General features: G+C 62.5%; 22 protein-coding genes and 1 tRNA gene. 17 read left to right on the forward strand and 6 right to left on the reverse strand.

Annotation, left to right across the window (positions count from 1 at the left end; genetic code table 11):
* Positions 1-89 precede the first annotated feature (89 nt).
* Both gap and tkt read right to left on the reverse strand, forming a co-directional pair.
* Positions 90-1,100: a type I glyceraldehyde-3-phosphate dehydrogenase gene (gene gap / locus A9K65_RS07155; RefSeq protein ID WP_013529249.1), complete on the reverse strand. Its 1,011-nt coding sequence runs from the start codon at positions 1,098-1,100 to the stop codon at positions 90-92.
* Positions 1,101-1,258: 158 nt separating this feature from the next.
* Complete coding sequence (tkt, locus tag A9K65_RS07160; RefSeq protein ID WP_064993256.1) at positions 1,259-3,250, reverse strand: transketolase; 1,992 nt, start codon at positions 3,248-3,250, stop codon at positions 1,259-1,261.
* Positions 3,251-3,512: 262 nt separating this feature from the next.
* On the opposite strand from tkt, the gene A9K65_RS07165 reads away from it, so the two are divergent.
* From A9K65_RS07165 to A9K65_RS07180, 4 genes are all read left to right on the forward strand, one after another.
* Positions 3,513-3,785: a DUF4164 domain-containing protein gene (locus A9K65_RS07165; protein WP_013529251.1), complete on the forward strand. Its 273-nt coding sequence runs from the start codon at positions 3,513-3,515 to the stop codon at positions 3,783-3,785.
* Between the two features lie 11 nt (positions 3,786-3,796).
* Entirely contained in the window at positions 3,797-4,162 is a 366-nt protein-coding gene (locus A9K65_RS07170) for a cell division protein ZapA (RefSeq protein ID WP_013529252.1), read from the forward strand.
* A 224-nt stretch (positions 4,163-4,386) separates the two neighbouring features.
* Positions 4,387-5,046 (forward strand): peroxiredoxin, encoded by a 660-nt coding sequence (locus tag A9K65_RS07175; RefSeq protein ID WP_013529253.1) that lies wholly within the window; start codon positions 4,387-4,389, stop codon positions 5,044-5,046.
* Between the two features lie 143 nt (positions 5,047-5,189).
* Positions 5,190-6,062, forward strand: coding sequence for an MBL fold metallo-hydrolase (locus A9K65_RS07180; RefSeq protein ID WP_064993255.1), 873 nt, complete (start codon positions 5,190-5,192; stop codon positions 6,060-6,062).
* Positions 6,063-6,202: 140 nt separating this feature from the next.
* Here the strand turns inward: A9K65_RS07180 and rpoH are convergent, their stop codons facing one another.
* Entirely contained in the window at positions 6,203-7,114 is a 912-nt protein-coding gene (gene rpoH, locus A9K65_RS07185) for an RNA polymerase sigma factor RpoH (RefSeq protein ID WP_064993254.1), read from the reverse strand.
* A 201-nt stretch (positions 7,115-7,315) separates the two neighbouring features.
* Complete coding sequence (locus tag A9K65_RS07190; RefSeq protein ID WP_064993253.1) at positions 7,316-8,356, reverse strand: RluA family pseudouridine synthase; 1,041 nt, start codon at positions 8,354-8,356, stop codon at positions 7,316-7,318.
* Between the two features lie 27 nt (positions 8,357-8,383).
* Here A9K65_RS07190 and A9K65_RS07195 point away from each other — a divergent pair, with 27 nt between their 5' ends.
* The 7 genes from A9K65_RS07195 (at position 8,384) to A9K65_RS07225 (ending at position 12,298) form a co-directional block, all read left to right on the forward strand.
* Positions 8,384-8,767: a fimbrial protein gene (locus A9K65_RS07195; RefSeq protein ID WP_013529257.1), complete on the forward strand. Its 384-nt coding sequence runs from the start codon at positions 8,384-8,386 to the stop codon at positions 8,765-8,767.
* 48 nt (positions 8,768-8,815) lie between these two features.
* Entirely contained in the window at positions 8,816-9,223 is a 408-nt protein-coding gene (locus A9K65_RS07200; protein WP_063169153.1) for a VOC family protein, read from the forward strand.
* A 90-nt stretch (positions 9,224-9,313) separates the two neighbouring features.
* Positions 9,314-9,388, forward strand: a tRNA-Glu gene (locus A9K65_RS07205).
* A gap of 249 nt (positions 9,389-9,637) precedes the next feature.
* Complete coding sequence (locus A9K65_RS07210; protein ID WP_013529259.1) at positions 9,638-9,814, forward strand: Flp family type IVb pilin; 177 nt, start codon at positions 9,638-9,640, stop codon at positions 9,812-9,814.
* A gap of 274 nt (positions 9,815-10,088) precedes the next feature.
* Entirely contained in the window at positions 10,089-10,670 is a 582-nt protein-coding gene (locus A9K65_RS07215) for a VOC family protein (RefSeq protein ID WP_013529260.1), read from the forward strand.
* 22 nt (positions 10,671-10,692) lie between these two features.
* A complete protein-coding gene (locus tag A9K65_RS07220) occupies positions 10,693-11,550 on the forward strand; it encodes a glutathione S-transferase family protein (protein ID WP_064993252.1) in 858 nt (285 codons plus the stop codon).
* A gap of 418 nt (positions 11,551-11,968) precedes the next feature.
* Positions 11,969-12,298: a hypothetical protein gene (locus A9K65_RS07225; protein WP_224620216.1), complete on the forward strand. Its 330-nt coding sequence runs from the start codon at positions 11,969-11,971 to the stop codon at positions 12,296-12,298.
* A 15-nt stretch (positions 12,299-12,313) separates the two neighbouring features.
* On the opposite strand, the gene A9K65_RS07230 is transcribed toward A9K65_RS07225, so the two are convergent.
* A complete protein-coding gene (locus A9K65_RS07230; RefSeq protein WP_013529263.1) occupies positions 12,314-12,526 on the reverse strand; it encodes a hypothetical protein in 213 nt (70 codons plus the stop codon).
* Between the two features lie 306 nt (positions 12,527-12,832).
* Between A9K65_RS07230 and A9K65_RS07235 the strand changes: the two genes are divergently transcribed.
* Both A9K65_RS07235 and A9K65_RS07240 read left to right on the forward strand, forming a co-directional pair.
* Entirely contained in the window at positions 12,833-13,747 is a 915-nt protein-coding gene (locus A9K65_RS07235; RefSeq protein WP_064993251.1) for a DUF2865 domain-containing protein, read from the forward strand.
* Positions 13,748-13,870: 123 nt separating this feature from the next.
* Positions 13,871-14,107, forward strand: coding sequence for a hypothetical protein (locus A9K65_RS07240; RefSeq protein WP_013529265.1), 237 nt, complete (start codon positions 13,871-13,873; stop codon positions 14,105-14,107).
* Positions 14,108-14,194: 87 nt separating this feature from the next.
* Here the strand turns inward: A9K65_RS07240 and A9K65_RS07245 are convergent, their stop codons facing one another.
* Positions 14,195-14,545, reverse strand: coding sequence for a hypothetical protein (locus tag A9K65_RS07245; RefSeq protein ID WP_013529266.1), 351 nt, complete (start codon positions 14,543-14,545; stop codon positions 14,195-14,197).
* A gap of 191 nt (positions 14,546-14,736) precedes the next feature.
* Here A9K65_RS07245 and A9K65_RS07250 point away from each other — a divergent pair, with 191 nt between their 5' ends.
* From A9K65_RS07250 to pstA, 4 genes are all read left to right on the forward strand, one after another.
* The gene (locus A9K65_RS07250; protein WP_245321995.1) at positions 14,737-19,302 is read left to right on the forward strand and encodes a PAS domain-containing protein; all 4,566 of its coding nucleotides are present in this window, start codon (positions 14,737-14,739) and stop codon (positions 19,300-19,302) included.
* A gap of 512 nt (positions 19,303-19,814) precedes the next feature.
* Positions 19,815-20,843: a substrate-binding domain-containing protein gene (locus A9K65_RS07255; protein WP_027163159.1), complete on the forward strand. Its 1,029-nt coding sequence runs from the start codon at positions 19,815-19,817 to the stop codon at positions 20,841-20,843.
* 96 nt (positions 20,844-20,939) lie between these two features.
* A complete protein-coding gene (pstC, locus tag A9K65_RS07260) occupies positions 20,940-22,406 on the forward strand; it encodes a phosphate ABC transporter permease subunit PstC (protein WP_064993249.1) in 1,467 nt (488 codons plus the stop codon).
* Positions 22,403-23,719 carry a phosphate ABC transporter permease PstA gene (gene pstA, locus A9K65_RS07265; RefSeq protein WP_013529270.1) on the forward strand — a complete coding sequence of 439 codons (1,317 nt, stop codon included), beginning with the start codon at positions 22,403-22,405 and terminating at the stop codon, positions 23,717-23,719. The genes pstC and pstA overlap by 4 nt, the downstream gene beginning before the upstream one ends.
* The last annotated feature ends 1 nt before the right edge of the window (position 23,720 follow it).

Genomic DNA, 23,720 nt, shown 5'->3' on the forward strand with positions numbered 1-23,720 from the left:
GGACACAATTTGGGAAGGCGCAAGCTGCGCTCATGAAAAACGCCCGGGCAAAGCCGGGCGTTCCAAGTCTCGAAAAGAGGGCTTTGTGATCAGGCGATGGTCTTGCCGAAGGCGACCGATGTGTCGCCCATGCGGTTGGAGAAACCCCATTCATTGTCGTACCAGGAGAGCACCGATACGAAATTGCCGTCCATCACCTTGGTCTGGTCGAGCGCCATGATCGAGGAGCGCGGATCGTGGTTGAAGTCGATCGACACGTTCGGGTGATGAGTGACGCCGAGAATGCCCTTGAGCTTGCCGTTGGAGGCGGCGATCACCGCTTCGTTGATCTCCTGCACCGTGGTCGACCGCTTGGCGATGAACTTGAAATCGACGACCGAGACGTTCGGGGTCGGCACGCGGATCGAGATGCCGTCGAGCTTGCCCTTGAGGTCGGGCAGCACCAAGCCGATCGCCTTGGCGGCACCGGTCGAGGTCGGGATCTGCGACAGCGCAGCGGCGCGGGCGCGGTAGAGATCCTTGTGCATGGTGTCCAGGGTCGGCTGGTCGCCGGTGTAGGAGTGGATCGTCGTCATCATGCCTTTTTCGATGCCGACCGTTTCGTGCAGCACGGCTGCCAGCGGCGCCAGGCAGTTGGTGGTGCACGAGGCGTTCGAGATGACGATATGATCCTTGGTCAACTGGTCGTGGTTGATGCCGTAGACCACGGTGAGGTCGGCGCCTTCGGCAGGGGCCGAAACGATGACGCGCTTGGCGCCGGCGGTCAGGTGTGCCGCTGCCTTGTCGCGGGCGGTGAAGATGCCGGTGCATTCGAGCGCGATGTCGATGCCGAGTTCCTTCCACGGCAACTGCGTTGGATCCTTGATCGCGGTGACCTTGAACGTCTCCTTGCCGACGGTGATCTGGTCGCCGGATACCGAGACTTCATGCGGGAAGCGGCCGTGCACGCTGTCATAGCGCAAGAGGTGGGCATTGGTCTCGACTGGGCCGAGGTCGTTGACGGCGACGACGTCGATGTCCTTGCGGCCGGATTCATGGATAGCGCGCAGGATGTTGCGGCCGATGCGGCCAAATCCGTTGATGGCAACTCTGACGGTCATAATTCTCTCCCTGGGAGTTGGAGGGCGGACGAGGGGTCTGCAGTTTCATAGCGGCGGAAGCAGAAAGAATCCAGCCGCACTGGCGTGGATTTAAATCGATTAAGTTGAGCCAGCCCGGCGAAGCCGTTTTCGCGGTTTCGCCGAACTGGCCCAGAATCTTACTTGGCGTGCAGGCGGGCTTCCGCCGCCTTGGCCGCGGCCTCGGCGGTAATGCCGAAATGCGGATAGAGTTGCTCGATCGTGCCCGACGCGCCGAAGCCGGTCATGCCGACGAAGATGCCGTCTGAGCCGATCAGATGATCCCATCCCTGGCGGATGCCGGCTTCGATCGCCATCTTGATCGGCGCATTGCCGATCGTCTTCTTGCGGTAGTCGTCGCTCTGCTGGTCGAACAGTTCGAAGCAGGGAACCGAGACGACGCGGGTCGGATGGCCGTGCTTTTCCAACAGCTCGCGCGCGCCAAGTGCGATCTCGACCTCGGAGCCGGTGGCGAAGATCGTTATCGCCGCCTCGCCGCTGGCGGCGGCCAGCTCATAGGCTCCCTGGCTGCTGAGGTTCTTGGCCGTGAATTCGGTGCGCACCGTCGGCAGGTTCTGGCGGGTCAGCGCCAAGGTCGACGGCGTCTTTTCCGACTCCAGGGCGATCTGCCAGCATTCCGCGGTTTCGACCGCGTCGGCCGGGCGTAAGACATTGTGGTTGGGGATCGCGCGCAATGCCGCCAGATGCTCGACCGGCTGGTGGGTCGGGCCGTCTTCGCCCAGACCGATGGAATCATGGGTCATGACGAAGATCGAGCGGATGCCCATCAGCGAAGCAAGACGCATTGACGGGCGGGCATAGTCGGAGAAGCACAGGAAGGTGCCGCCATAGGCGATGAGGCCGCCATGCAGCGTCAAGCCATTGATGGCGGCCGCCATGCCATGTTCGCGAATGCCGTAGTGGACATAACGCTGGCCGTAATCGTCGGGCGTAATGTTCTTGGTCTGGCTGGTCTTGGTGTTGTTGGAGCCGGTCAGGTCGGCGGAGCCGCTTATGGTTTCCGGCACGGCGCCGTTGATGACCTCCAGCGCCATTTCCGAGGATTTGCGGGTGGCGACCTTCGGCTTGTCGGCCGACAGCTTCTTCTTGTAGTCGGCGATGACGGCGTCGAAATTCGACGGCAGCTTGCCGGCGAGGCGGCGTTCGAACTCGGCCTTCAACTTGGGCTCGGCCTTGGCCAGACGTCCCTCCCAGTCGGTGCGCGGCTTGGCGCCGGTTTTACCGGCGGCGCGCCATGCGTCAAGGATGTCGGCCGGAATCTCGAAGGGCGGCGAGTCCCAGTTGAAGAATTTGCGCGCACCGGCGATCTCGTCGGCGCCGAGCGGCGAACCGTGCGCCTTGTTGGTGCCGGCCTTGGTTGGAGCGCCGAAGCCGATGGTCGTCTTGCAGGCGATCATCGTCGGCTTGTCGGAGTGACGAGCGGCTTCGATGGCATAGGCGATGGCTTCCGGATCGGTGCCGTCGATGTGGCTGGCGTTCCAGCCCGAGGCCTGGAAGCGGGCGACCTGGTCGGTGTTGTCGGCAAGCGAGACCGGGCCGTCGATCGAGATGTTGTTGTTGTCCCAGAAGACGATCAGCTTGTTGAGCTTGAGATGGCCGGCAAGCGCGATGGCTTCCTGGGAAACACCTTCCATCAGGCAGCCGTCACCGGCCAGTACGTAGGTGTAATGGTCGACGAGGTCGTTGCCGAAGGCTGCGTTCATGATGCGCTCGCCGAGCGCGAAGCCGACCGAATTGGCGAGACCCTGGCCGAGCGGGCCGGTGGTCGTCTCTATGCCGGTGGCATGGCCGTATTCGGGATGGCCGGCGGTCTTCGAGCCCAACTGGCGGAAATGCTTGATCTGGTCGATCGTCATGTCCTCGTAGCCGGTCAGGTGCAGCAGCGAATAGAGCAGCATCGAACCGTGGCCGGCCGACAGGATGAAGCGATCCCGGTCGGGCCAATGGGGGGCCTTCGGATCATATTTCAGGAACTTCGTGAACAGCACCGTGGCGATGTCGGCGCAGCCCATGGGCAGGCCGGGATGGCCGGAGTTTGCCTTCTCGACGGCGTCCATGGAGAGAAAGCGGATCGCATTGGCCATCCGGTCATGTTGTTCACGCGACGTCATGGTTCCTCCAGAAGTGGGGTTTGGGGGCTTGGGAGAGCCCTTGAAAAGGGTGCGCGACACATAGCAGGCGCGGGCTTTTAGTCAACAAATCGGGTGCATATTTGCCGGTCTTGTGATGCCGGCGGCGGACCTACATTAGCGTTAGCGGGGGACAGTCGCGAGAGCTTTGTTGACGTTGCCTTCACCCGGTGCCTAATGTTTCAGGGATAACGCGTTCTGAACGTGAACGATTCGGTGATGGGCAGGGCACAGGACGAAGGCCATGACCGGGGAAGCCACACTCAAGGAAGTCATCGCGAGGCTGGGCAAGGCCATCGAGGGGCTGGAAAACGCCGTCGCGGCCAAGCTCGAGCATGAACGCGACTACTCCGAAGCCGAGGCCGAGGTGCAGCGGATGAATGCCGATCGCTCGCGGCTGGCGCAGGAACTCGACAATTCCGAAGCGCGCGCCGAACGGCTGGAAGATGCCAACAAGGAAGTCTCGCGACGTTTGGTGACCGCCATGGAAACCATCCGCGCCGTGTTGGACAGATAGGAGCTGGCCCGATGGCACAGGTCACGGTTTCAATCGACGGCAAGCAGTATCGCATGGCCTGCGACGAGGGCCAGGAAGAGCATCTGATCGATCTTGCCGAACGTTTCGACCGCTATGTTTCGCACCTGAAGGACTCGTTCGGCGAGATTGGCGATCAGCGGCTGACCGTGATGGCCGGCATCATGGTGATGGATGAACTCTCGGAGTTGCAGAAACGCGTCAAGGGCATGGAAAGCGAAGTGCTGACCTTGCGCAAGACCCGCGACGAGGCTCTGACCAAGGCCGACAAGAGCGATAGCGTGCTGACCAACGCGCTCAGCGCGCTGGCACAGCGCATGGAAGATCTGACTGTGACAATGGCGGTCAACAAGAGCTGAGGCAGGATCTCTCCTGTCCAGCCCAACAGGCTCTCATCCGCGTGCCGAGCATTCGGCAGCATAAAAATGCTCGCCTGCCGCCGACAAGAGTTTCATATTATCTTGCAGTCACGATTTTTGCGCTAAGATGCAACGATGCCCGGGCGGGGCAGTTCGATGGCAGCATGGGTTGCCGCTTGTCGTTCCTCGCTGCCGACGGGTTCCGTTTACAGGGGAGATGTACCATGAGCCTTCGTATCAACGACATTGCGCCGGATTTTACCGCCGAGACCACGCAGGGGACGATCAAATTCCATGACTGGATCGGGGACGGATGGGCGATCCTGTTCAGTCATCCCAAGAATTTCACGCCGGTCTGCACGACCGAGCTTGGCACGATGGCGGGGCTCGAAGGCGAATTCAAGAAGCGCAACGTCAAGATCATCGGCATTTCGGTCGATCCGGTCGAAAGCCACGGCAAGTGGCAGGACGACATCAAGACGGCGACCGGCCATTCGGTGAACTACCCGCTGATCGGCGACAAGGACCTCAAGGTCGCCAAGCTCTACGACATGCTGCCGGGCGGTGCCGGCGAGACGTCGGAAGGCCGCACGCCGGCCGACAATGCCACGGTGCGCTCGGTCTATGTCATCGGACCGGACAAGAAGATCAAGCTGGTGCTGACCTACCCGATGACCACGGGCCGCAACTTCGATGAGATCCTGCGTGCGGTCGATTCCATGCAGCTGACCGCCAAGCATCAGGTGGCGACGCCGGCAAACTGGAAGCAGGGCGAGGACGTCATCATCACCGCTGCCGTCTCCAACGAGGACGCGATCAGGCGCTTCGGCGCTTATGAGACCATCCTGCCGTATCTGCGGAAGACCAAGCAGCCCTCTGCCTGACCGCTCCTCGGAACAGTTTTTAGCTTTCCTGTCGCCGCGAGCGAAATGATACTTGACTGGCTCACCCGAGCGGACAACCATGCTCCTCTCGGGTGTCGTCAGAGAAAATCATTCCTGACGACCGAGAGTTGGGGAAGCCAGAATTGGACGTAGCTTTGGCCAGGCCGCAGGTCAGCGGCTTCTACGACAAGCCGACCGGGGCCATCCAGTATGTCGTCGCCGACCAGGCGACGAAACGCTGCGCCATCATCGATCCGATCCTCGATTTCGACGAGAAATCCGGTGCTACGGCAACGACGAATGCCGATATCCTGCTCGACTTCGTCAGCGAGCAGGGGCTGAGCGTCGAATGGATCCTCGACACCCATCCGCACGCCGATCATTTCTCGGCGGCGCACTATCTGAGGGAGAAGACCGGAGCGCCGACAGCGATCGGCGACAGGGTCGTCGACGTCCAGAATTTGTGGAAGGCGATCTACAACTGGCCGGATTTTCCCGCCGACGGTTCGCAGTGGGACAGGCTGTTTGGTGAAGGCGAAACCTTCACGGTCGGCACGCTTCCGGTCAAGGTGCTGTTCTCGCCCGGCCATACGCTGGCGTCGATCACCTATGTGATCGGCGATGCCGCCTTCGTCCACGACACGCTGTTCATGCCCGACAGCGGCACAGCGAGGACGGACTTTCCCGGCGGCAGTGCCGCGCGGCTCTGGCGCTCGATCCAGGACATACTGGCGTTGCCGGACGAGATGCGGCTGTTCGTCGGTCATGACTATCAGGCCGGCGGCCGCGAACCCTTGTGGGAAAGCACGGTCGCCATACAGAAGGCGACCAACACCCATCTTGCCGCCGCCCGCAGCGAGGCCGAGTTCGTCGCCCTGCGCGAGGCGCGCGACAGGACGCTGCCGATGCCGCGGCTGATCCTGCATGCGCTGCAGGTCAACATGAATGGCGGGAGGCTGCCCGAACCCGAAGCGAATGGCCGGCGGTATCTAAAGTTTCCGCTGGATGGGCTTTGAGAGATCGCTGCCGGCGAAGCTGCAATCTCCCCCCTTGCGGGGGAGATCGGATGTCGCCTCCGCTTTCGCCAACCACACAAGAAAAAAAGCGGCGCCAGTTTCCTGGCGCCGCCTTTAGATCTTGTTGCCTTTAGCCGGCTTTAGGCTGCGGGCTGCGCCTCAATGGTGCGCAGCGCCTGGGTCTGGCGCTTGGCGGCGGCCTTGACCGCATCCTGCACCTTCTCGAAGGCGCGCACCTCGATCTGGCGCACGCGCTCGCGGCTGATGTCGAATTCGGACGAAAGCTCTTCCAGCGTCAGCGGCTCCTCGGCGAGGCGACGGGCCTCGAAGATGCGCCGCTCGCGCTCGTTGAGCACGGCAAGAGCGCCCGACAGCATGCCGCGCCGGTTTTCCAGCTCGTCCTGCTCGATCAGCATCTCTTCCTGGCTTTCGTGGTCGTCGACCAGCCAGTCCTGCCACTCGCCGGACTCACCTTCGCTCGCCCGGATCGGGGCATTGAGCGAGGCATCGCCTGCCAGGCGGCGGTTCATCGACACCACTTCGGCTTCGGAAACGTTCAGCCTGGTGGCGATCTCGGCGATCTGATCGGGCTTCAAGTCGCCGTCGTCGAGCGCCTGGATCTTGCCCTTCACCTTGCGCAGGTTGAAGAACAGGCGCTTCTGGTTGGCGGTCGTGCCCATCTTGACCAGGCTCCACGAGCGCAGGATGTACTCCTGGATCGAGGCCTTGATCCACCACATGGCATAGGTCGCGAGGCGGAAGCCGCGCTCGGGTTCGAATTTCTTGACGGCCTGCATCAGGCCGACATTGCCTTCCGAGATCACTTCGCCGATCGGCAGGCCATAGCCGCGATAGCCCATGGCGATCTTGGCGACGAGCCTGAGGTGGCTGGTGACGAGCTTGTGCGCAGCGGAGGTGTCTTCATGCTCGGCATAACGCTTGGCGAGCATGTACTCTTCCTGCGGCTGCAGCATGGGAAAGCGGCGGATTTCTTCCAGGTAGCGGCTGAGGCCGCCTTCGCCGGAAACGATACTGGGTAATGACTGGGCCATGATAGCGCCCCCTCTCTATTGGAGTGATGCCCCCGAAACGCGGCGGGCATGTGACGCGAGCACCAAAAGGCTCGCCCGCGACATCGGATCTTATACAGGAACAAAACCAGAAAAGACAGGCATTTGTTCAACACGAAACAGTGTGTCACGGTGAAGTGAACAATGCCAGTCAGGTTTTTTGATGGCTTGTCGGTGACGGGTTCAGAGTTTGCGGAAGCCGCCGACGAGTTCCTCCATGTCCCTCGGTAACGGCGCCTCGAACCTCATCGTTAAATGGGTAGTGGGGTGGCGAAATGCAAGGAGCCAGGCATGCAAAGCTTGCCGGGGAAATGCCTTGACCTGGCTTTTCAGCGGTTCCGGCAGCCGGTTGGCCTTGGTGCGGAAGGCCTGGCCATAATCGGGGTCGCCGATCACCGGATGACCGATATGCGCCATGTGGACACGGATCTGGTGGGTGCGGCCGGTCTCAAGCCGACATTCGACCATGCTGGCGGTGGCGAACTCCTGTTGGCTCTCGCCGAAGCGCTCCTGCACGGCAAAGTGGGTGACCGCATGGCGGGCGTCGTCGCGTCCTTCCGGCACCACGGCACGGCGCACGCGGTCGGCGGCGCGGCCGAGAGGCGCGTCGACCCTTCCGGTCGGCCTCTGCGGTATGCCCCAGACCAGCGCCAGATAGGCACGTTCGAGATCGCCGGTGAGGCCGTGATCGGCGAAAGCCTCGGAGAGTGACTTGTGGGCGCGGTCAGTCTTGGCGACCACCATGACGCCGCTGGTCTCCTTGTCGAGGCGGTGAACGATGCCTGGCCGCCGCACGCCGCCAATGCCGGAAAGGCTGTCGCCGCAATGATGGATCAGCGCGTTGACCAGCGTACCGGTCCAGTTGCCCGCTCCGGGATGCACGACAAGCCCGGCCGGCTTGTTGATGACAATCAGCTCGTCGTCCTCATAAAGCACATCGAGTGCGATGTTCTCGCCCTGCGGCTCCGCCGGCTCCGGCTCCGGCATGGTAACCGACACGCTTTCGCCCGGCGCCATCTTGCGCTTGGTCTCATCGACAGGCTTGCCGTCGACCGAGACCGCGCCCTGCCTGATCAGCATCTGCACGCGGCTGCGTGACATGTCCGGACCAAGCCTTGCCGCCAGCCACTGGTCGAGGCGCTGACCGGCCGCGTCCGCATCCGCCACCAGCACGGTCGGTACCGCCTCTATCAATTCAGGGGCCTCTTCGTTATGAGCGCTCATTGAAAAACCGTTCCGGAACTGTTTGCCATGGCCAGCCCGATCGCCGAAGAAGACCAGGATAAGCCGCTCGACCCCGAGGTCGAAAAGGTGCGCAGGAAACTCGTCCGCTTCGTCGGGATCAATCTCGGCCTGCTGTTCCTCGCCCTTATGGTGGTGATCGGCGCCCTTGTCTACAAAGCGCGCAATGCACCGCCGGCGAACCCGCCGCTGGCCGGGGATATCCAGACACCCGCCGGCGAACCGGTCAGCGGCGACATCGTGCTGCCGGTCGGGGCCAAGGTGGTCAGCCAGTCGCTGTCCGGCAACCGTGTCTCGATCGACGCCGAGCTTGCCGACGGCAGCCGGACGATCTTCGTCTACGACATCACTGAGCGACGCCTCATCGGCCGCTTTGCGATCCGCAACAAGTGACCGAGCCGCAACGATGAACGGCAGCAGGCCCATGAGCAAGCCTCGGGGATGAGCGGGTTCGCCGAACATCGTCGCGTCGCCACGGTCGCCCTGGTCGTCGCCAATTATGACGAGGCGATTGCCTGGTATGTCGAGAGGCTGGGTTTCCTGCTCGTCGAAAATGTCGATCTCGGCGGCGGCAAGCGCTGGGTCACAGTGGCGCCGGCCAACGGGCAGGGCGCCAGGCTGCTGCTGGCCGAGGCTTCCGACGAGGCGCAAAGCAAAAGTATCGGCGATCAGACCGGCGGGCGTGTCTTCCTGTTCCTGGAAACCGACGACTTTGCCCGCGACCACGCGGCGATGCTGGAGAAAGGCGTCGAATTCCGCGAAGCACCGCGCTTCGAGCCCTACGGCACGGTGGCGGTTTTCGCCGATCTGCATGGCAATCTCTGGGATCTGATCGAACCGAAACGATAGGCTGACGGCCGGCTTTTCCTCGACCGGGGAAAGCGGCCTAACCCCAGTTGCTTTTTCCCAGCGCTCAGCCTATATCGCCGGTTCTTGAACGCGCCCATCGTCTAGCGGTCAGGACACCGCCCTCTCACGGCGGGAACAGGGGTTCGATTCCCCTTGGGCGTACCAAGTTTTTCGACAACTTTGCAGGATGCCGTCGATTTCGTTTCTGAAGTCCCGGAGCCTCGATGCTGTGGCGTCCGGGAAACCCGCTCTGCACAGGTAGCCGCAGCCTTAAAAACTCCCAGTGGCACCAACCAACCCGGCCTTTATTTCATTCGTCTGGCAAATGTTAACGGACGCGAAACCGAGAACCTTAACGTCCCCGCAACTCACGGCGAATATTAGTTTTCGCTTTAGTAGCTGTAGGAGGTTGAAATGCAGAAAATAGCTTGTCGTTTCGCTTGGGACGAGTCTGGCGCGACCGCGATCGAGTATGGCTTGATCGCGGCTCTCATCGCGCTCGCGATCATCACCGGCGCCGGGGCGGTTGGCAATTCGCTCAACGGGATCTTCACGACCGTCGGCACTACGGTCAACAGCAGCGGCTCGTAAGTCGGTACATCAATTCGGTCGGCTATCGGCCGGATTCGCCGATCTCAGCCTCCAAAGCGCAGCGCGTACGTGCTTCCGATGCCGGGCATCGGAAGTGCGGACGGCGCACTTTCCATCAGTCGGCTTTATCCGTTGCGTCACCGCGTTCGTCGCTTCTGGCGCCGCGGAGCTGTTTGCATTAGCATCACATCATGGATCCTGGGGTACGGCTCCAGCGGCGCGCAGAACGCCGCGCTGTCCGTAAGGCCAGTTGATCCATGGGGGAGGAAGGCCAATGCAGAAGCTGCAATCGCAGGGCGTCCATCACATCACGCTGGTCGGCGCCGGGCGCCAGACCTCTATCGATTTCTGGGAAGGCGTGCTCGGCATGCCGTTCATCTTCGAACAACCCAATCTCGACAAGCCGAGGGAAAGCCACCTCTATTTCGATCCCGGCGACGGCCGGCTGATCACTATCTTCACCGACGAGAGCCGGACGCCGGAGAAGCGGCGCACGCCGACCGATCCGGGCTGTGTTCACCACATCGCCTTTTCGGTGTCGCGCGTCACCTTCCTGCAGGCGGTCTCCCGGCTTGACGAGCGCGGCATCAAGCACAGCGGCGTCAAGGATCGCGGTTTCATGGATTCGATCTATTTCGAGGATCCGCTCGGCTTGCTGATCGAGTTGGCGTCCTACCGCTTCGAACCGCCGGCGGGCTTCACCCATGCGGATGTGCTGATGGAAGCGCACAGGTTGCGGGTCGGGCGCGGCGACTACAACATCGCCGAAGTGCATCTCGCCGATGCGATCCAGACGCTCGTAGAGCGTTCCCGTGCCACCCTGTCGGACGATCGGGCGCCGAAGAACCCATACTGAACAGACCAGAGGGAGGAACAAGATGGCCAAGACAGCGACGAAGACTGCCGGGAAATCCGCGGCCAAAGCTGCCGCCAAGCCGGCGGCGAAAGCTGCGGCAAAGCCAAAAGCCAAGGCGGCCGCCAAGCCTGCCGTGAAGGCGACGGCAAATGCCGCGCCCAGGGCCAAGGCCAAGCCGGCCAAGAAGCCGGCGCTGAAGCTCAGCATGCTGAAGCCCAGCGTCAACAACATGACCGTGCGGGTGTTTGTGCGCGCGGCGGGTTTCGACCACGCCGAGACCGATGCCTGGGGCCACACCCGTTCGCCGGAGTTCATGGCGCGAAATCCCGCGCATTTGACACCGATGATCGAGGACAAGGGCCTGCCCAGAGGCGTGCTGTGGGAAAGCTGCGCCATCATGCAATATCTCGCCAACAAGCACGGGCTGGAGAAATTCTATCCGAAGGCGCCGGCCAAGCGGGCGATGGTCGACAGTGCGATGTTCTACCTGATCGGCACGCTCTACCCCTATGTGGCGCGCGCCACCTATCCGGCGCTCGGCTTCCCGCACTATGCCGGCGAGGTCGGCCACAGCGACGCCCATCCCGACAAGAAGTCCGAAGCCCAGAAGGCGGCGATGGCTGCGATTGCCGAGCCGCTGGAGGTCTTCCACTCGTTCTTCAGGGACGGCAAGCCGTTCATCGGCGGCAAGCATCCGTCGATCGCCGATATCCGGCTGGCGGCGACGCTCGAATTTCTGGCCGTCATCGACTATGCCTTGCCCACATGGGCGAAGGACTATGTGGCGGCGATCGAGAAGAAGCTCGGCAAGGCCTATAGCGAGCCGGCCGGCGACGTGCGCGGTTATATCGCCCTTGTGAAGTCCCAGGCCAAGGCCTGAGCTTAAGGGTTCGTTAACCAAAGCCCTGTCTACTGCAGGCAATTCGCTTTCGGCCCGCGACCACGGATGTACTGGCGCAGAACGTCGCAGCGATAGGAAAGGTCGGCGCAATGCCGGCCTTTTGCTTTTCGCACGCTTTGTTCGACGCAATTCCCAAGGGAAAAGCGTTATGCGCCTTTCCGGGAAAACCGTTTCACACTTAACCGGCATTGCTTTATCGCCAGGCGCGATCGAGCAGCGATCAGACCGCGGAAGCCCAGTCAGGTGTCGCTTTTTCGGCGTCAAGTTTGCCGAGAGATATTGCCATTGCCGACGTTGGCCCTACCATCCATTGAGCGTCCCAGATGGACCGTGGTCAGGCGTGAGATGAGGGCTGGCGATGAAAAGCGTTGCGAGACGGATTGCGGTTGCGGGCGTGATGCTGGCGGGCGCTGTTCATGCGTCAAGTGCAGCTGAACTCAACACGATGGACGATGTCGGGGCCGCGATCCAGGCTTGCTGGACACCGCCGGCGGGAGCGGGAACCGCCAGCGTCACCTTGAGCTTCAGCTTCAAGCGGGACGGCACGCTGATCGGCCCACCGAGGCCGACAGCCATCAAGGTGGAAGGCGATGCCAAGGCGAAGAAGTCCTTTGTCGACGCCGCAACGACCGCCTTGCAGAATTGTCTGCCCCTGACCTTCTCAGCGAAACTGGCGCAAGGCATCGCCGGCAACGTGTTCACGTTGCAATTCGCCTCTCCCAAGTAGGCACCCGCCGCCGGCTCAATGGTGACTGCGCCTTGCCGCGGCATGCCGGGCAAGATCGGGCGTTTCGAAGACGTAGTCGTTCCAGGCCGATTCCGGAACCTGACCGGCCAGATAGCATTCCAGCAACAGGCTTTGTTCGGGATTGAGAGGCCTTGGCGCGCGCTGATCCAGCCCCAGCGAGTGAAACAGGTTTCTTGTCAGGTCCGAGACGGTGAAGTGGATCGACATCTGCGTTCTCCCTTTGGTCCTTCAACGCGGAAGACCGGGCAAAGGTTTCGAACGCCTGGCGATAATGGCGGTCCGTTTCGTTGCAGGTCCGCGGCGAGGGTCGGGCTTGCGCTTTCCTTCGAGGTTCGTCTCAATCTTGAAATAAAAATGTAATATCGAATTTACACGAGATGACATAATACAATAGACAAAAGCTTACTCGGTCTGAAGTTCTTGAGATAATTAGAGTTTACTCATATAGCTGAAGCTTGTGTAAGTTATGGACTGTAATTCCGGGTTCTCAGCAAAAAGGACCGAGTTGTCCCGATGATCCGTTTCTGGCCTTCCATGATGGTCGCATTGATTTCGCTGGCGGCGGTTTTGTTCGGGACGCTTTCGTCCTACGCGGACAGCTGCGGCGCGATCAGAAGCCAGTTGCTTTCGGGTGGCCGCAGCAACGGGGCGAACCCGGAGCTTGCTCAACTGCGCCGGCAACTTGCAGCCATCCAGACTATCGAGAGACAGCGCCAGTGCACGGCGAAAAGTTCGCTTGGTGGTCTCTTCAACGCTTGCGCCGATCTCGCCAGGAGCCGCTCGGATGTGCAGCGCCGGATCGCTGCCGCCGGGAATTCAGGCCGCGACACGGCGGGTCTGCAAGCGCGCCTCGTGGCGCTTGGCTGCGCGCCTTCGGCAAAGCAACGGTCTGCGCGCGCCGCGCCCGGCACCCAATCGGCGAGCACCACGTTCGGCGGCAATGCGATGCTGTTTTGCGTGCGTCTGTCGGACGGGTATTTCTTCCCGGCGCCAAAGTCGCAATTCGCCGCCAGCAGCGATCTGAAGGAGACGGCCGATCAATGCCGTTACATCTGCGATGACCCCAGCGTCGACCTCTACACGTTGAGCGATGCCAGCCTCGAAACCGACCAGATGGTCGCGCTCGACACGCGCAAGCCTTATACCGAACTGCCGGCAGCCTTCAGATATCGCGATGATGCGAATTTCAAGGCATGCGACGTCAAGCGATACTACCAGCGGGTCACCGAACTGCGAGCCAGGACTGTGACGCCCGCCAACATGCGCAATGCCATTATTCCGCTGCCGACGGCGAAGCCGGATCTCGGCACGGTTGCGGCCGTCCCTGGAATCGATGCCGAAGCGCCAGGTGCCGCCCAGCACCTTTCGATCGAGGCCGGCAAGCGGTCGGTGCGCGTGGTCGGCCCGGCGTTTTTCCCGGCCGAATGATCGCCGGCTTCCCCAATTGGCGATCACCGGCTGCGGCGTGCCTGCTGCGATGCGGTTGCCTGATCCGGCTGGAACAGAGAGGCGCTCACGGCGTTGTGATCGACATCAGCCGGGAGAAACGCCGTGGCTACGTTCCGGGAAATGCGGGTGCTGGAGATCGTCGAAGATGACTCGCTGACCACCGAACAGAAAATCGCCGAACTGCGCGAGATCGAATCCGAGGCGCGTGGGCTGCAGCGGGCTGCCTCGGAGGGTCCGATGGACGACGATGACGGCTGGCAGGAAGATCTGCGTCAGGTTCGTCTTGCACTCGACAAGCTCGGTGCCAAGGAGCCGAAAAAGGGTGCTGCTTCACTTTGAGGCCGGGTCACCGAAGCTATCCGCGGATCGCGTCTTGATCGCATCGCATCCGAAAACCGGGTCCCGCTTTTAGGGACCCGCTCCGATCTAATCGCAGACCATGCGAGCTCTCTTGCCGGGCTCGCTGACGTTCCTGCAGGTCAGCGGTTTCGCTGGCGCCGATAGGGAAGCGGACGCAGGCAACCTCGTCTGGTGCCGTCTCGGTGCGGCATGGCTGACCTTGCGCTCGGAAAAACGCCGGTCCGGCTGCGGCGCCACAGGAAAAGCGCCGTTCTCGACCTCGGATTGCCCATAGTCGACATTCGGTGGCGGCCGATCCCAGAATCGCCGGACATCAAGCGGTCTCGGGATGACGACCGTGCCGTCATAACTGCGCGAGCAACCGCCGCCGAAAAGCAGCGCCAGCCCCATGAAAAAAGGCACAATCCGTCCAAGCATCAGCAATACCCCTGCCGTTGCTTATATAGCGGGTTCGACCCCGCCGACAACCGGGCGGAATGAAGCAGACCGCGCCGCGCAATCCTGTCCAACCGACCGTTAAGGTTAGCGGATCCTTAATGCTTCTCGGGCAGATTCCGCCGACGAACCGCGGAGGAGGGTTCGGCCTTGGTTTTCGGGGTGGGGACGGCATGGCGGAAGCGGACGAAACAATCGGCGCGCGCGGCAAGCGCGGGCCTCGCAGATCCACAGTGCATGGCGACGATGCCTCATCGTCCGCCTCTTGCATGGATTCGAACGATGCGCTTCGCCGACTCGTCGAAGCCGGTTCGGACTGGGTCTGGGAAACGGACGCCGAACTGCGCTTCTCCTGGCTTTCGCAAAATTACCAGGCCGCCACCGGCATCGATCCGGCAAACGTGCTTGGCCGGTTCCGCTTCGACTTCCTCAACCAGGTCCTGAACGGCGATCGCAGTGGCGCGGCGCATCTGGAGGATCTGCAGGCGCACCGGCCTTTTCGCGACTTCATCTACGAGCTCAAGGCTGGCAGCGCCGACTGTCGCTGGGTTTTGACGTCAGGCTTTCCAAAATTCGACGACGAAGGAAGATTTGCCGGCTATCGCGGCATCGGCCGCAACGTCACGGCTCTGGCCGGCGCCTTCAAAAATCTGGGGCGGGAATCATCGGGTGACGGCGAGCCCGACCAGCATCTGGCCGACCTCGAGCGGACGATGGACGCCATGCATATGGGCGTCGTGCTTCTCGATGCCAGGCTCGACACGCTGATCGTCAACAAGGCCTATCGCGACCTCTCGAGGATTCCGGACGGCGCTGTTGCCGTCGGCGCTCCGTTCAGCCTGTTGATGGAGCTCAACCGCAGCAGCGGCATCTATGGCGACATCGACGAACAGCAATGGCAGCGCTACCTCGCTACTCGCCTCGACGAGATTCGCGCCGGATCCGTCGCGCCGCGCGAATTTGTCCATGCCAACGGCAGGACGATGATGTTTTCGGTGACGGCGTTGTCCGGGGGCAAGCGGCTGCTGACCTACTATGAGGTCACCGAGATCAAGCAGCGCGATGCGGAGATCAAAAGCGCCAATGCCAGGAATGCCGAGACCTTCGCCAGTCTCCGCACAATGGTCGACCAGATGCCGATCGGTGTCCTCGTGCTCGACGCCGATATGCGCGCCGAGATCATCAACCGTGCTTTCTATGATTTCTGGCAGATCGACGCCCGGCGCGCCGAGATCGGCTGCAGCTTCCGCGATCTGATGGACGCCAGCCGCGACATCGATCCGTTTGGTGCCGACGATGCGTCATGGCAGCGGCATGTCGCCGAGCGCGAGGCGGAAATCAGGGCCGGGATCGCCGGATCGCGGCAGTTCCCGCGCAATGACGGCCGCACGCTGATATCGTCGATGGCGCCGCTGGCCGGCGGCAAGCGGCTGATCTCCTATGTCGACGTCACCGACATGAAGGACCGGGAGGCCGAACTTGCCGACGCGCTGGAGAAAGCGCGGCTGGCGGAAGCGGTGATCAACGCCGTCAAGGATCCGATCTTCGTCAAGGACGACCATCTGCGTTTCGTCTTCGTCAACGAGGCGTTCGCCGCTCTGTTTGGCCAGACGCCGCAAGCCATGCTCGGCAAGCCCGGCGGCGATTTCCTCCCAACGAACGCTGTCGCGCTTTTCGAGCAGAGCGAACGTGACGTCCTTGCCACCGGGCGGCCGTACGAAGTGGAAGAGAATTTCGAGGTCGACGGCGCCAGCCGCTCGCGCATCGTCCGGAAGAGCCGCGTCGGCATGGCCAGCGGCCGCAACTACGTTGCCGGCTTCCTGTTCGACATTTCCGACATGAAGCGCCGCGAGACGGAGGCGCAGGACGCACGCAAGCATCTCGCCAGCGTGCTGGAATCCTTGCCGGCCGCCGTGATCATCTACGATCGCGACGACAGGTTCGTTTTCGCCAACCGCAAGATCCAGGATACGCTGCCGGCCTTGAAGCCGGCGTGGCAGCCCGGCTGTACATTCCGCGAAGCACTCGTGCTGGGTCATGCGAACGGCTATTTCCGCAGCAGCGGCGATCCGCAAATCGACCAGCTCTACGACAGCGATCATGACCGCTGGCTGGACGCGATCCTCGCCCGCTACCGCTTGCCCAGTTCCTCCTACGAGCGTCACAATCCCGATGGCCGCTGGTATCAGGTCTACGACATGCGGACCGACGACGGCACCTTCATCGGCGTTCGCGTCGACATCTCCGAGATCAAGAGCCGCGAGGCGGCATTGCGCGATTCCATGCGCCAGATCGACCTGTTCCGGCATGTGATGGACGAGTTGCCGGTGGCCGCCTTCATCAAGGCGCAGGACCTGAGCATCGAATTCGTCAACAAGGCCTGGTGCGCGATCACCGGCTTGGCCAAGGAGGATGTCATCGGCCGCACCGACCGGCAGTTGTTCGGCGCGCAGGACGCGGATGGCTACAGCCATGACGACACGCAAGTCGCCGTGACGGGCGTCGTCAAGGAGGTCGAGGAACCCGTCACCCATCGCGACGGCACGGTTCGGCAGTTGATGACCCGCAAGAGCCGCCTGGTGGCGCTGGACGGGTCGGTGCATCTGGTCGGTTCGAGCACCGACATCACCGACGTCAAGGCACGCGAGCGTGCGCTGGAAGAAAGCATGCGCGAGAACGAGGTGTTCCGCAGCCTGATCGACAATGTACCGGTATCGATCTACGCCAAGCGCTCCGATCTCCGGCAGTTCTATGTCAACAAGGGTTGGTGCGATCTGACGGGCTTCAGCAAGGAAGAGGCCATCGGCAAGACCGACATCGAGATTTTCGGGCCGGATGGCGAGGCCTTTGTCAATGGCGACCTCGCCGTGCTGCGCACCGGCGAAACTCAGGAGGTCGAAGAGACGGTGACGCTGGCCGACGGCAGCGTCAGGCATCAATTCGCCCGCAAGGGCGCGATGATCGCCTCCGACGGTTCGCTCTACCTGATCGGCTCGACCACCGACATCACCGAGCTGAAGATGCGGGAGGCCGAACTGCGCGAGGCGCGTCAGCGCGCCGTGCTCGCCGACCGCGCCAAGTCGGAATTCCTCGCCAATATGAGCCATGAGATACGTACGCCGATGAACGGCGTGCTCGGCATGGCCGAACTGCTGGCCAAATCGGACCTCGACCCGAAGCAGAAGACGTTTACCGACATCATCGTGAAGTCGGGCAATGCGCTGCTCACCATCATCAACGACATACTGGACTTCTCCAAGATCGATGCCGGTCAGCTGGTGCTCGATCCGGCGCCGTTCAATCTTGCCGAGGCGATCGAGGACGTGGCGACGCTGGTGTCGACGCGCGCCAAGGAGAAGGACCTCGAGCTGATCGTACGTGTCGAGCCTCGGCTCGAGAGCCTGTTCATTGGCGATGTCGGCCGCATCAGGCAGATCGTCACCAACCTGCTCGGCAATGCGGTGAAATTCACCGATGAGGGCCATGTGCTGGTCGACGTCACCGGCGAGAGGGTTCCAACCGGAACGAAGCTCACCATTTCGGTCACCGATACGGGCATCGGTATCCCCGAGGAAAAACTGAAACTGGTGTTCGAGAAATTCAGCCAGGTCGACACTTCATCGACGCGGCGGCACGAGGGGACCGGCCTCGGCCTCGCCATCACCTCGCGGCTCGTCGAGCTGATGGGCGGCGACATCGGGGTCGAAAGCGCCGAAGGCAAGGGTTCGACGTTCTGGTTTTCGGTGACGCTGCCGAGGGCCGGACAGCAGAACGGACAACGCATCATGCCGATCGACGTGACCGGCGCGCGCGTGCTGATCGTCGACGACAATGCCGTCAACAGGGCGATCCTGACCGAGCAGATGACATCATGGACGTTCGATTCCTGCGCGGCCGAAAGCGGCGCCGAAGGCCTCAAGGTGCTGATCGCCGCAGCCGCCTATGGCGTGCCGGTCGATTGCGTCGTGCTCGACTACCAGATGCCTGAAATGAGCGGCGCCGAAATGGCGCGGATCGTGCGCAACACCGCTGGCCTTGCCGGAACGCCGATCATCATGCTGACCTCGGTCGACCAGTCGCTCGCCAACACCAGCTATCGCGATCTCGGCATCGATGCCCAGTTGATCAAGCCGGCGCGCTCTTCGGTGCTGCTGGAAACGCTGGTCGCCACCATCCAGCGGCATCGCCACAACACTGGCGGCAGCGACGCGCAGCCGCTCGCGGCCGACGTCGCTGCGAGCAATGTGACGCGGCCGCAGCCCTCGGCACCGTCCGAACAGCGGGCGCTGCTGCAGCCGCCTTCGATTCGCCCGCGGCCACCGGTGGCGGCTGGTGGCGACAGGCTGGACATACTGGTGGCCGAGGACAATGAGGTAAACCAGATGGTGTTCACCCAGATCCTCGGCGAGACCGGTTATGGTTTCGAGATCGTCGGCAATGGCCGCAAGGCGCTCGACGCCTTCGGCCGGCTCAACCCGTGCATGATCCTGATGGATGTCTCCATGCCGGAGATGAACGGTCTCGAAGCGACCGCCGCCATTCGCCGGCTGGAGGAAGAAACCGGCACGCATGTGCCGATCGTCGGCGTCACCGCGCATGCGCTGAAGGGCGACCGCGAGCGCTGCCTGGAGGCAGGCATGGACGACTATCTGCCCAAGCCGATCAGTCCCCGGGCGCTGCTCGAGAAGGTCGAGCGCTGGGTCGGCGCCAGCCGGCAGGCTCAGCGCAACGCCGGGTAGGGCCGGTCCTGCCTGTCCGAGTGCCGGAAATACGGCGAAGATTCGCGCCCTGCCAGCGGCCAAGACTATGGTGCGATCGCACCATATCAAAGGTTGTATCCAGTCGAGACAATGGCGGCGTTCGATTCCTCCCTTTCCAGTTACGGGCGGGAGCAGCGACCGCCGGCATGAGACAGCGTCAACCTACCCCAACGGACCTGTTTTCGGCGATGGCCCGGCCATGACACCGTCTGGCTGAGAGCAACGCGCTCCCGTCCGGCTTTTTTTCGTAAAGGCCGGCTAACCCCAAATCGCCGGCCAGTCTCGGCCCCAAACGGAGCAAGTCTCTGATTCCGGGGACAAAGCCGGGCTGCGTGGTCAGTGCCGGCCAGGCGGCGTTTTGCTCATCGCGATGACGCGTTACCGGGGTGACATCAAACTGTCATGCGACTGTTATAATCGAAGGCTATTGGCCTCAGCGGGCGCCGACTGACGAGCGCCGAGAGACCATCTTCCGAACAGGAGCAGGCCACATGAAGAAATTCCTCTATACGGCGTCGGCCGCTGCGCTTGCGCTCGCCGCGTCGTCCGGCTTCGCCGCCGCGCGCGACCAGATCCAGGTCGCCGGATCATCGACCGTGTTACCTTATGCCAAGATCGTTGCCGAGCAGTTCGGCGAAACGTTCACCAACTTCAAGACCCCGGTCGTCGAATCCGGCGGCAGCGGCGCCGGCATCAAGGAATTCTGCAAGGGCGTCGGCGAAGACACGATCGACATCGCCAACTCGTCGCGTCCGATCAAGGCGGACGAACTCAAGTCCTGCGCCGCCGCCGGCGTGAAGGAAGTCCAGGAAGTCCGGATCGGCTATGACGGCATCGTCTTCGCCACCGACATCAAGGGCCCGGACTGGGCGCTGGTTCCCGCCGACATCTACAAGGCGCTCGCGGCCAAGCTGGTCGTCGACGGCAAGCTCGTCGACAATCCGAACACCAAGTGGAGCCAGGTCAATCCGAAGCTGCCCGACTGGGACATCGCCGCCTACATTCCGGGCGAAAAGCACGGCACGCGCGAAGTGTTCGAGACCAAGCTCCTCGATGCCGGCTGTGACAAGGCTGCTCTCAAGGCCGCCGGCATTGCCGACGACAAGGAAATCGGCAAAACCTGCATTGCCATCCGCAAGGACGGCAAGGCCGTCGACATCGATGGCGACTATACCGAGACGCTCGCCCGCATCGACTCCAACAAGACCGGCGTCGGCGTGTTCGGCCTCGCCTTCTATGAGAACAATGCCGACAAGCTGAAGGTCGCCACCGTGGAAGGTATCGTGCCTTCGACCGAGACGATTGCCAGCGGCAAGTATCCCGTCTCGCGCCCGCTGTTCTTCTACGTCAAGAAGGCGCATCTGGGCGTCGTTCCCGGCCTCAAGGAATATGTCGAGTTCTTCCTCGACGACCAGATGGTTGGCCCGGAAAGCCCGCTCGCCGAATACGGCCTCGTTGCTGCTCCGGATGCCGAGCGTCAGGCCCAGCGTGACGCTTTCGCCGCCGGAAAGTCGATGTAATCAAGCTGCCGAACCGGGGTGCGGGTCAAATCCGCGCCCCGGTTTCACCGCAGGCCGCAATGGCGGCTGCGTTAGAATTTCCCTTGGGGTGGGTCCATGTCGTCCTTGCTCGTACTGGCCATCGTCGTTGCCGTCGGCCTGGTTGCCTTTTTCATCGGCCGGCAGCGTGCCGCGGCCCAGGACAATGGCAAGGTCAAGCCGCATTCGCGTGCCCACTATCACGGCTGGTGGGCCTTCCTGCTTGCCGTCCTGCCTGCTCTTTTGCTGCTTGCCGTCTGGGCCGTCGGTTCTTCGGTCTATCTTGACCGGCACATCCACGCTGCCTTGCCGGAGCGTACCGTCGACAGCAAGGTTGCCAGCGAGGCACTGGATGTCAGCCTGGTAAAGAGCCTCGCCAGGGGCCTGCGCAAACTCGATGCTGGCACACTGGCCGCAATGCCTGCCAGCTTTGCCGAGTTGCAGCCGCTGCTCGCCGCCAAGGGCGTGGCACTGGCGAGCGACACACAGGATTACATGATCCCGATCGCCGTCGAGGCGAACAAGGTCCAGGACCGGCTCAGCCTGTTCGGTGCCATTGTCATTCTCGCTTCCTCGATCGCCGGCGCCTTCTATGCGCTCAGGCAGATCGAGCCGCGCGCCAGGGCGCGCAACAATGTCGAGCGGTTGATGCTGTGGGGGCTGCTTGCCGCCTCCACCATCGCCATCCTGACCACCGTCGGCATCGTGCTTTCGATGCTGTTCCAGACGATCACCTTCTTCGAGAGCGTCTCGCCGATGAGTTTCTTCTTCGGCACGGTCTGGGATCCGCGTTTTGCCGCTGCCGGTTCGGGCGGCAGCCAGGGCCAGTTCGGCCTGATCCCGCTTCTTGCCGGCACGCTCTATATCGCCGCCGTCGCGCTGCTGGTTGCGGTGCCGGTCGGGCTGATGTCGGCTGTCTACATGGGCGAATACGCAACGCCCAGGGTGCGCTCGGTGGTCAAGCCGGCGCTTGAACTGCTGGCCGGCATACCGACCATCGTCTACGGCATCTTCGCCGTCGTCACGCTTGGGCCGTTCCTGCGCGACCTGTCCGCGGCGCTGACCGGCGGCTCGCCGTTCATCCAGGGCCAGAGCATCTTCACCGCCGGCCTGGTCATGGGCGTCATGCTGATCCCGGTCGTCTCCTCTCTCTCAGACGACATCATAACCGCGGTGCCGCGCGCCATGCGTGACGGGTCGCTCGGCCTCGGCGCGACCCGCTCCGAGACGATCAAGCGGGTGATCCTGCCGGCGGCACTGCCCGGCATCGTCGGCGCCATCCTGCTGACTGCCTCGCGCGCCATCGGCGAAACGATGATTGTCGTGCTGGCGGCGGGCGTCGCCGCCAACCTCACCATCAACCCGTTCGAGGCGATGACGACCATCACCGTCAAGATCGTCAACCAGCTCACCGGCGACCTCGAGTTCAATTCGCCGCAGACGCTGGTCGCCTTCGCGCTCGGGCTGACGCTGTTCACGCTGACGCTGGTGATGAACATCGTCGCGCTCTACATCGTGCGCAAATATCGGGAGCAGTACGAATGACCGACATTCCCATGGATACGATGGTCAGGCCGGCGGCCCATCCGCGCCGCGACATCGGCCTGAAGGCCCGTTACGCCGCCGAACGCCGTTTCCGCATCTATGGCGTCGTGGCGATTTCCGTAGGCCTGGCGTTCCTGGCAATCATGCTGATCACCATCGTCTCGAAAGGCTACACCGCCTTCTGGCAGACGACGGTATCGCTGCCGATCACGTTCGACGAGAAGGTGATCGATCCTTCCGGCAAGCGCGCAACCGATCCGAGCGTTCTGATCAAGGCGAATTATCCCAAGCTCGCAGAAAACGCGCTGGTGGCCAAGCTCGGCATCTCTCCTGATGACAAGCCGATGATCCAGAAGCTCAAGGGCTTCCTTTCGGAAGGCGCCCGCGTCCAGTTGCGCGACATCGTTGCCGCCGATCCCTCGGTGATCGGCACGACACGCGACGTCAACATCCTCGCCGCCGCCAATCTCGACTCCGCTTTCAAGGGCCAGATCGACCTCAGTGTCGAGGAAGCGCGACGCAAGGTCTCGGACCAGCAGATCACCTGGATGAACAAGCTCAAGGCCGAGGGCGCGATGGCCGAGCACTTCAACAGCGGCCTGTTCACCTACGGCGCCTCCAGCCGCCCGGAAACCTCGGGCATGGGCGTGGCGATCATCGGCTCGTTTTATATGATGGTGATCGTGCTGCTGCTCGCGCTGCCGATCGGCGTCGCCGCCTCCATCTATCTGGAGGAATTCGCCAAGAAGAACCGTTTCACCGACCTTATCGAGGTCAACATCAACAATCTGGCCGCAGTGCCGTCAATCGTCTTCGGCTTGCTCGGCCTCGCGGTGTTTATCAATTTCCTGGGCATGCCGCGCTCCGCCGCTTTCGTTGGCGGCCTGGTGCTGACGCTGATGACGCTGCCGACGATCATCATCGCGACGCGCGCCGCGCTTGCTGCGGTGCCGCCGTCGATCCGCTCGGCAGCTCTCGGTCTTGGCGCCTCCAAGATGCAGATGGTGTTCCAGCACATCCTGCCGCTTGCCGCGCCCGGCATCCTCACCGGCACCATCATCGGTCTTGCGCGCGCGCTCGGCGAAACCGCGCCTCTGCTGTTGATCGGCATGGTCGCCTTCGTCGCCGATCCACCGACGACGCCTTTCGATCCGGCCACCGCGCTGCCGGTGCAGATCTATATGTGGGCGAACGAGGCCGAACGCGCCTTCGTCGAGCGCATGTCCGGCGCCATCATCATCCTGCTCGTCTTCCTAATGGCCATGAACATCACCGCGATCGTGCTTCGGCGTCGGTTCGAGCGGCGCTGGTAGA

It is taken from the genome of Mesorhizobium sp. WSM1497 (genome assembly GCF_001672455.2).
GTDB lineage: Bacteria > Pseudomonadota > Alphaproteobacteria > Rhizobiales > Rhizobiaceae > Mesorhizobium > Mesorhizobium ciceri.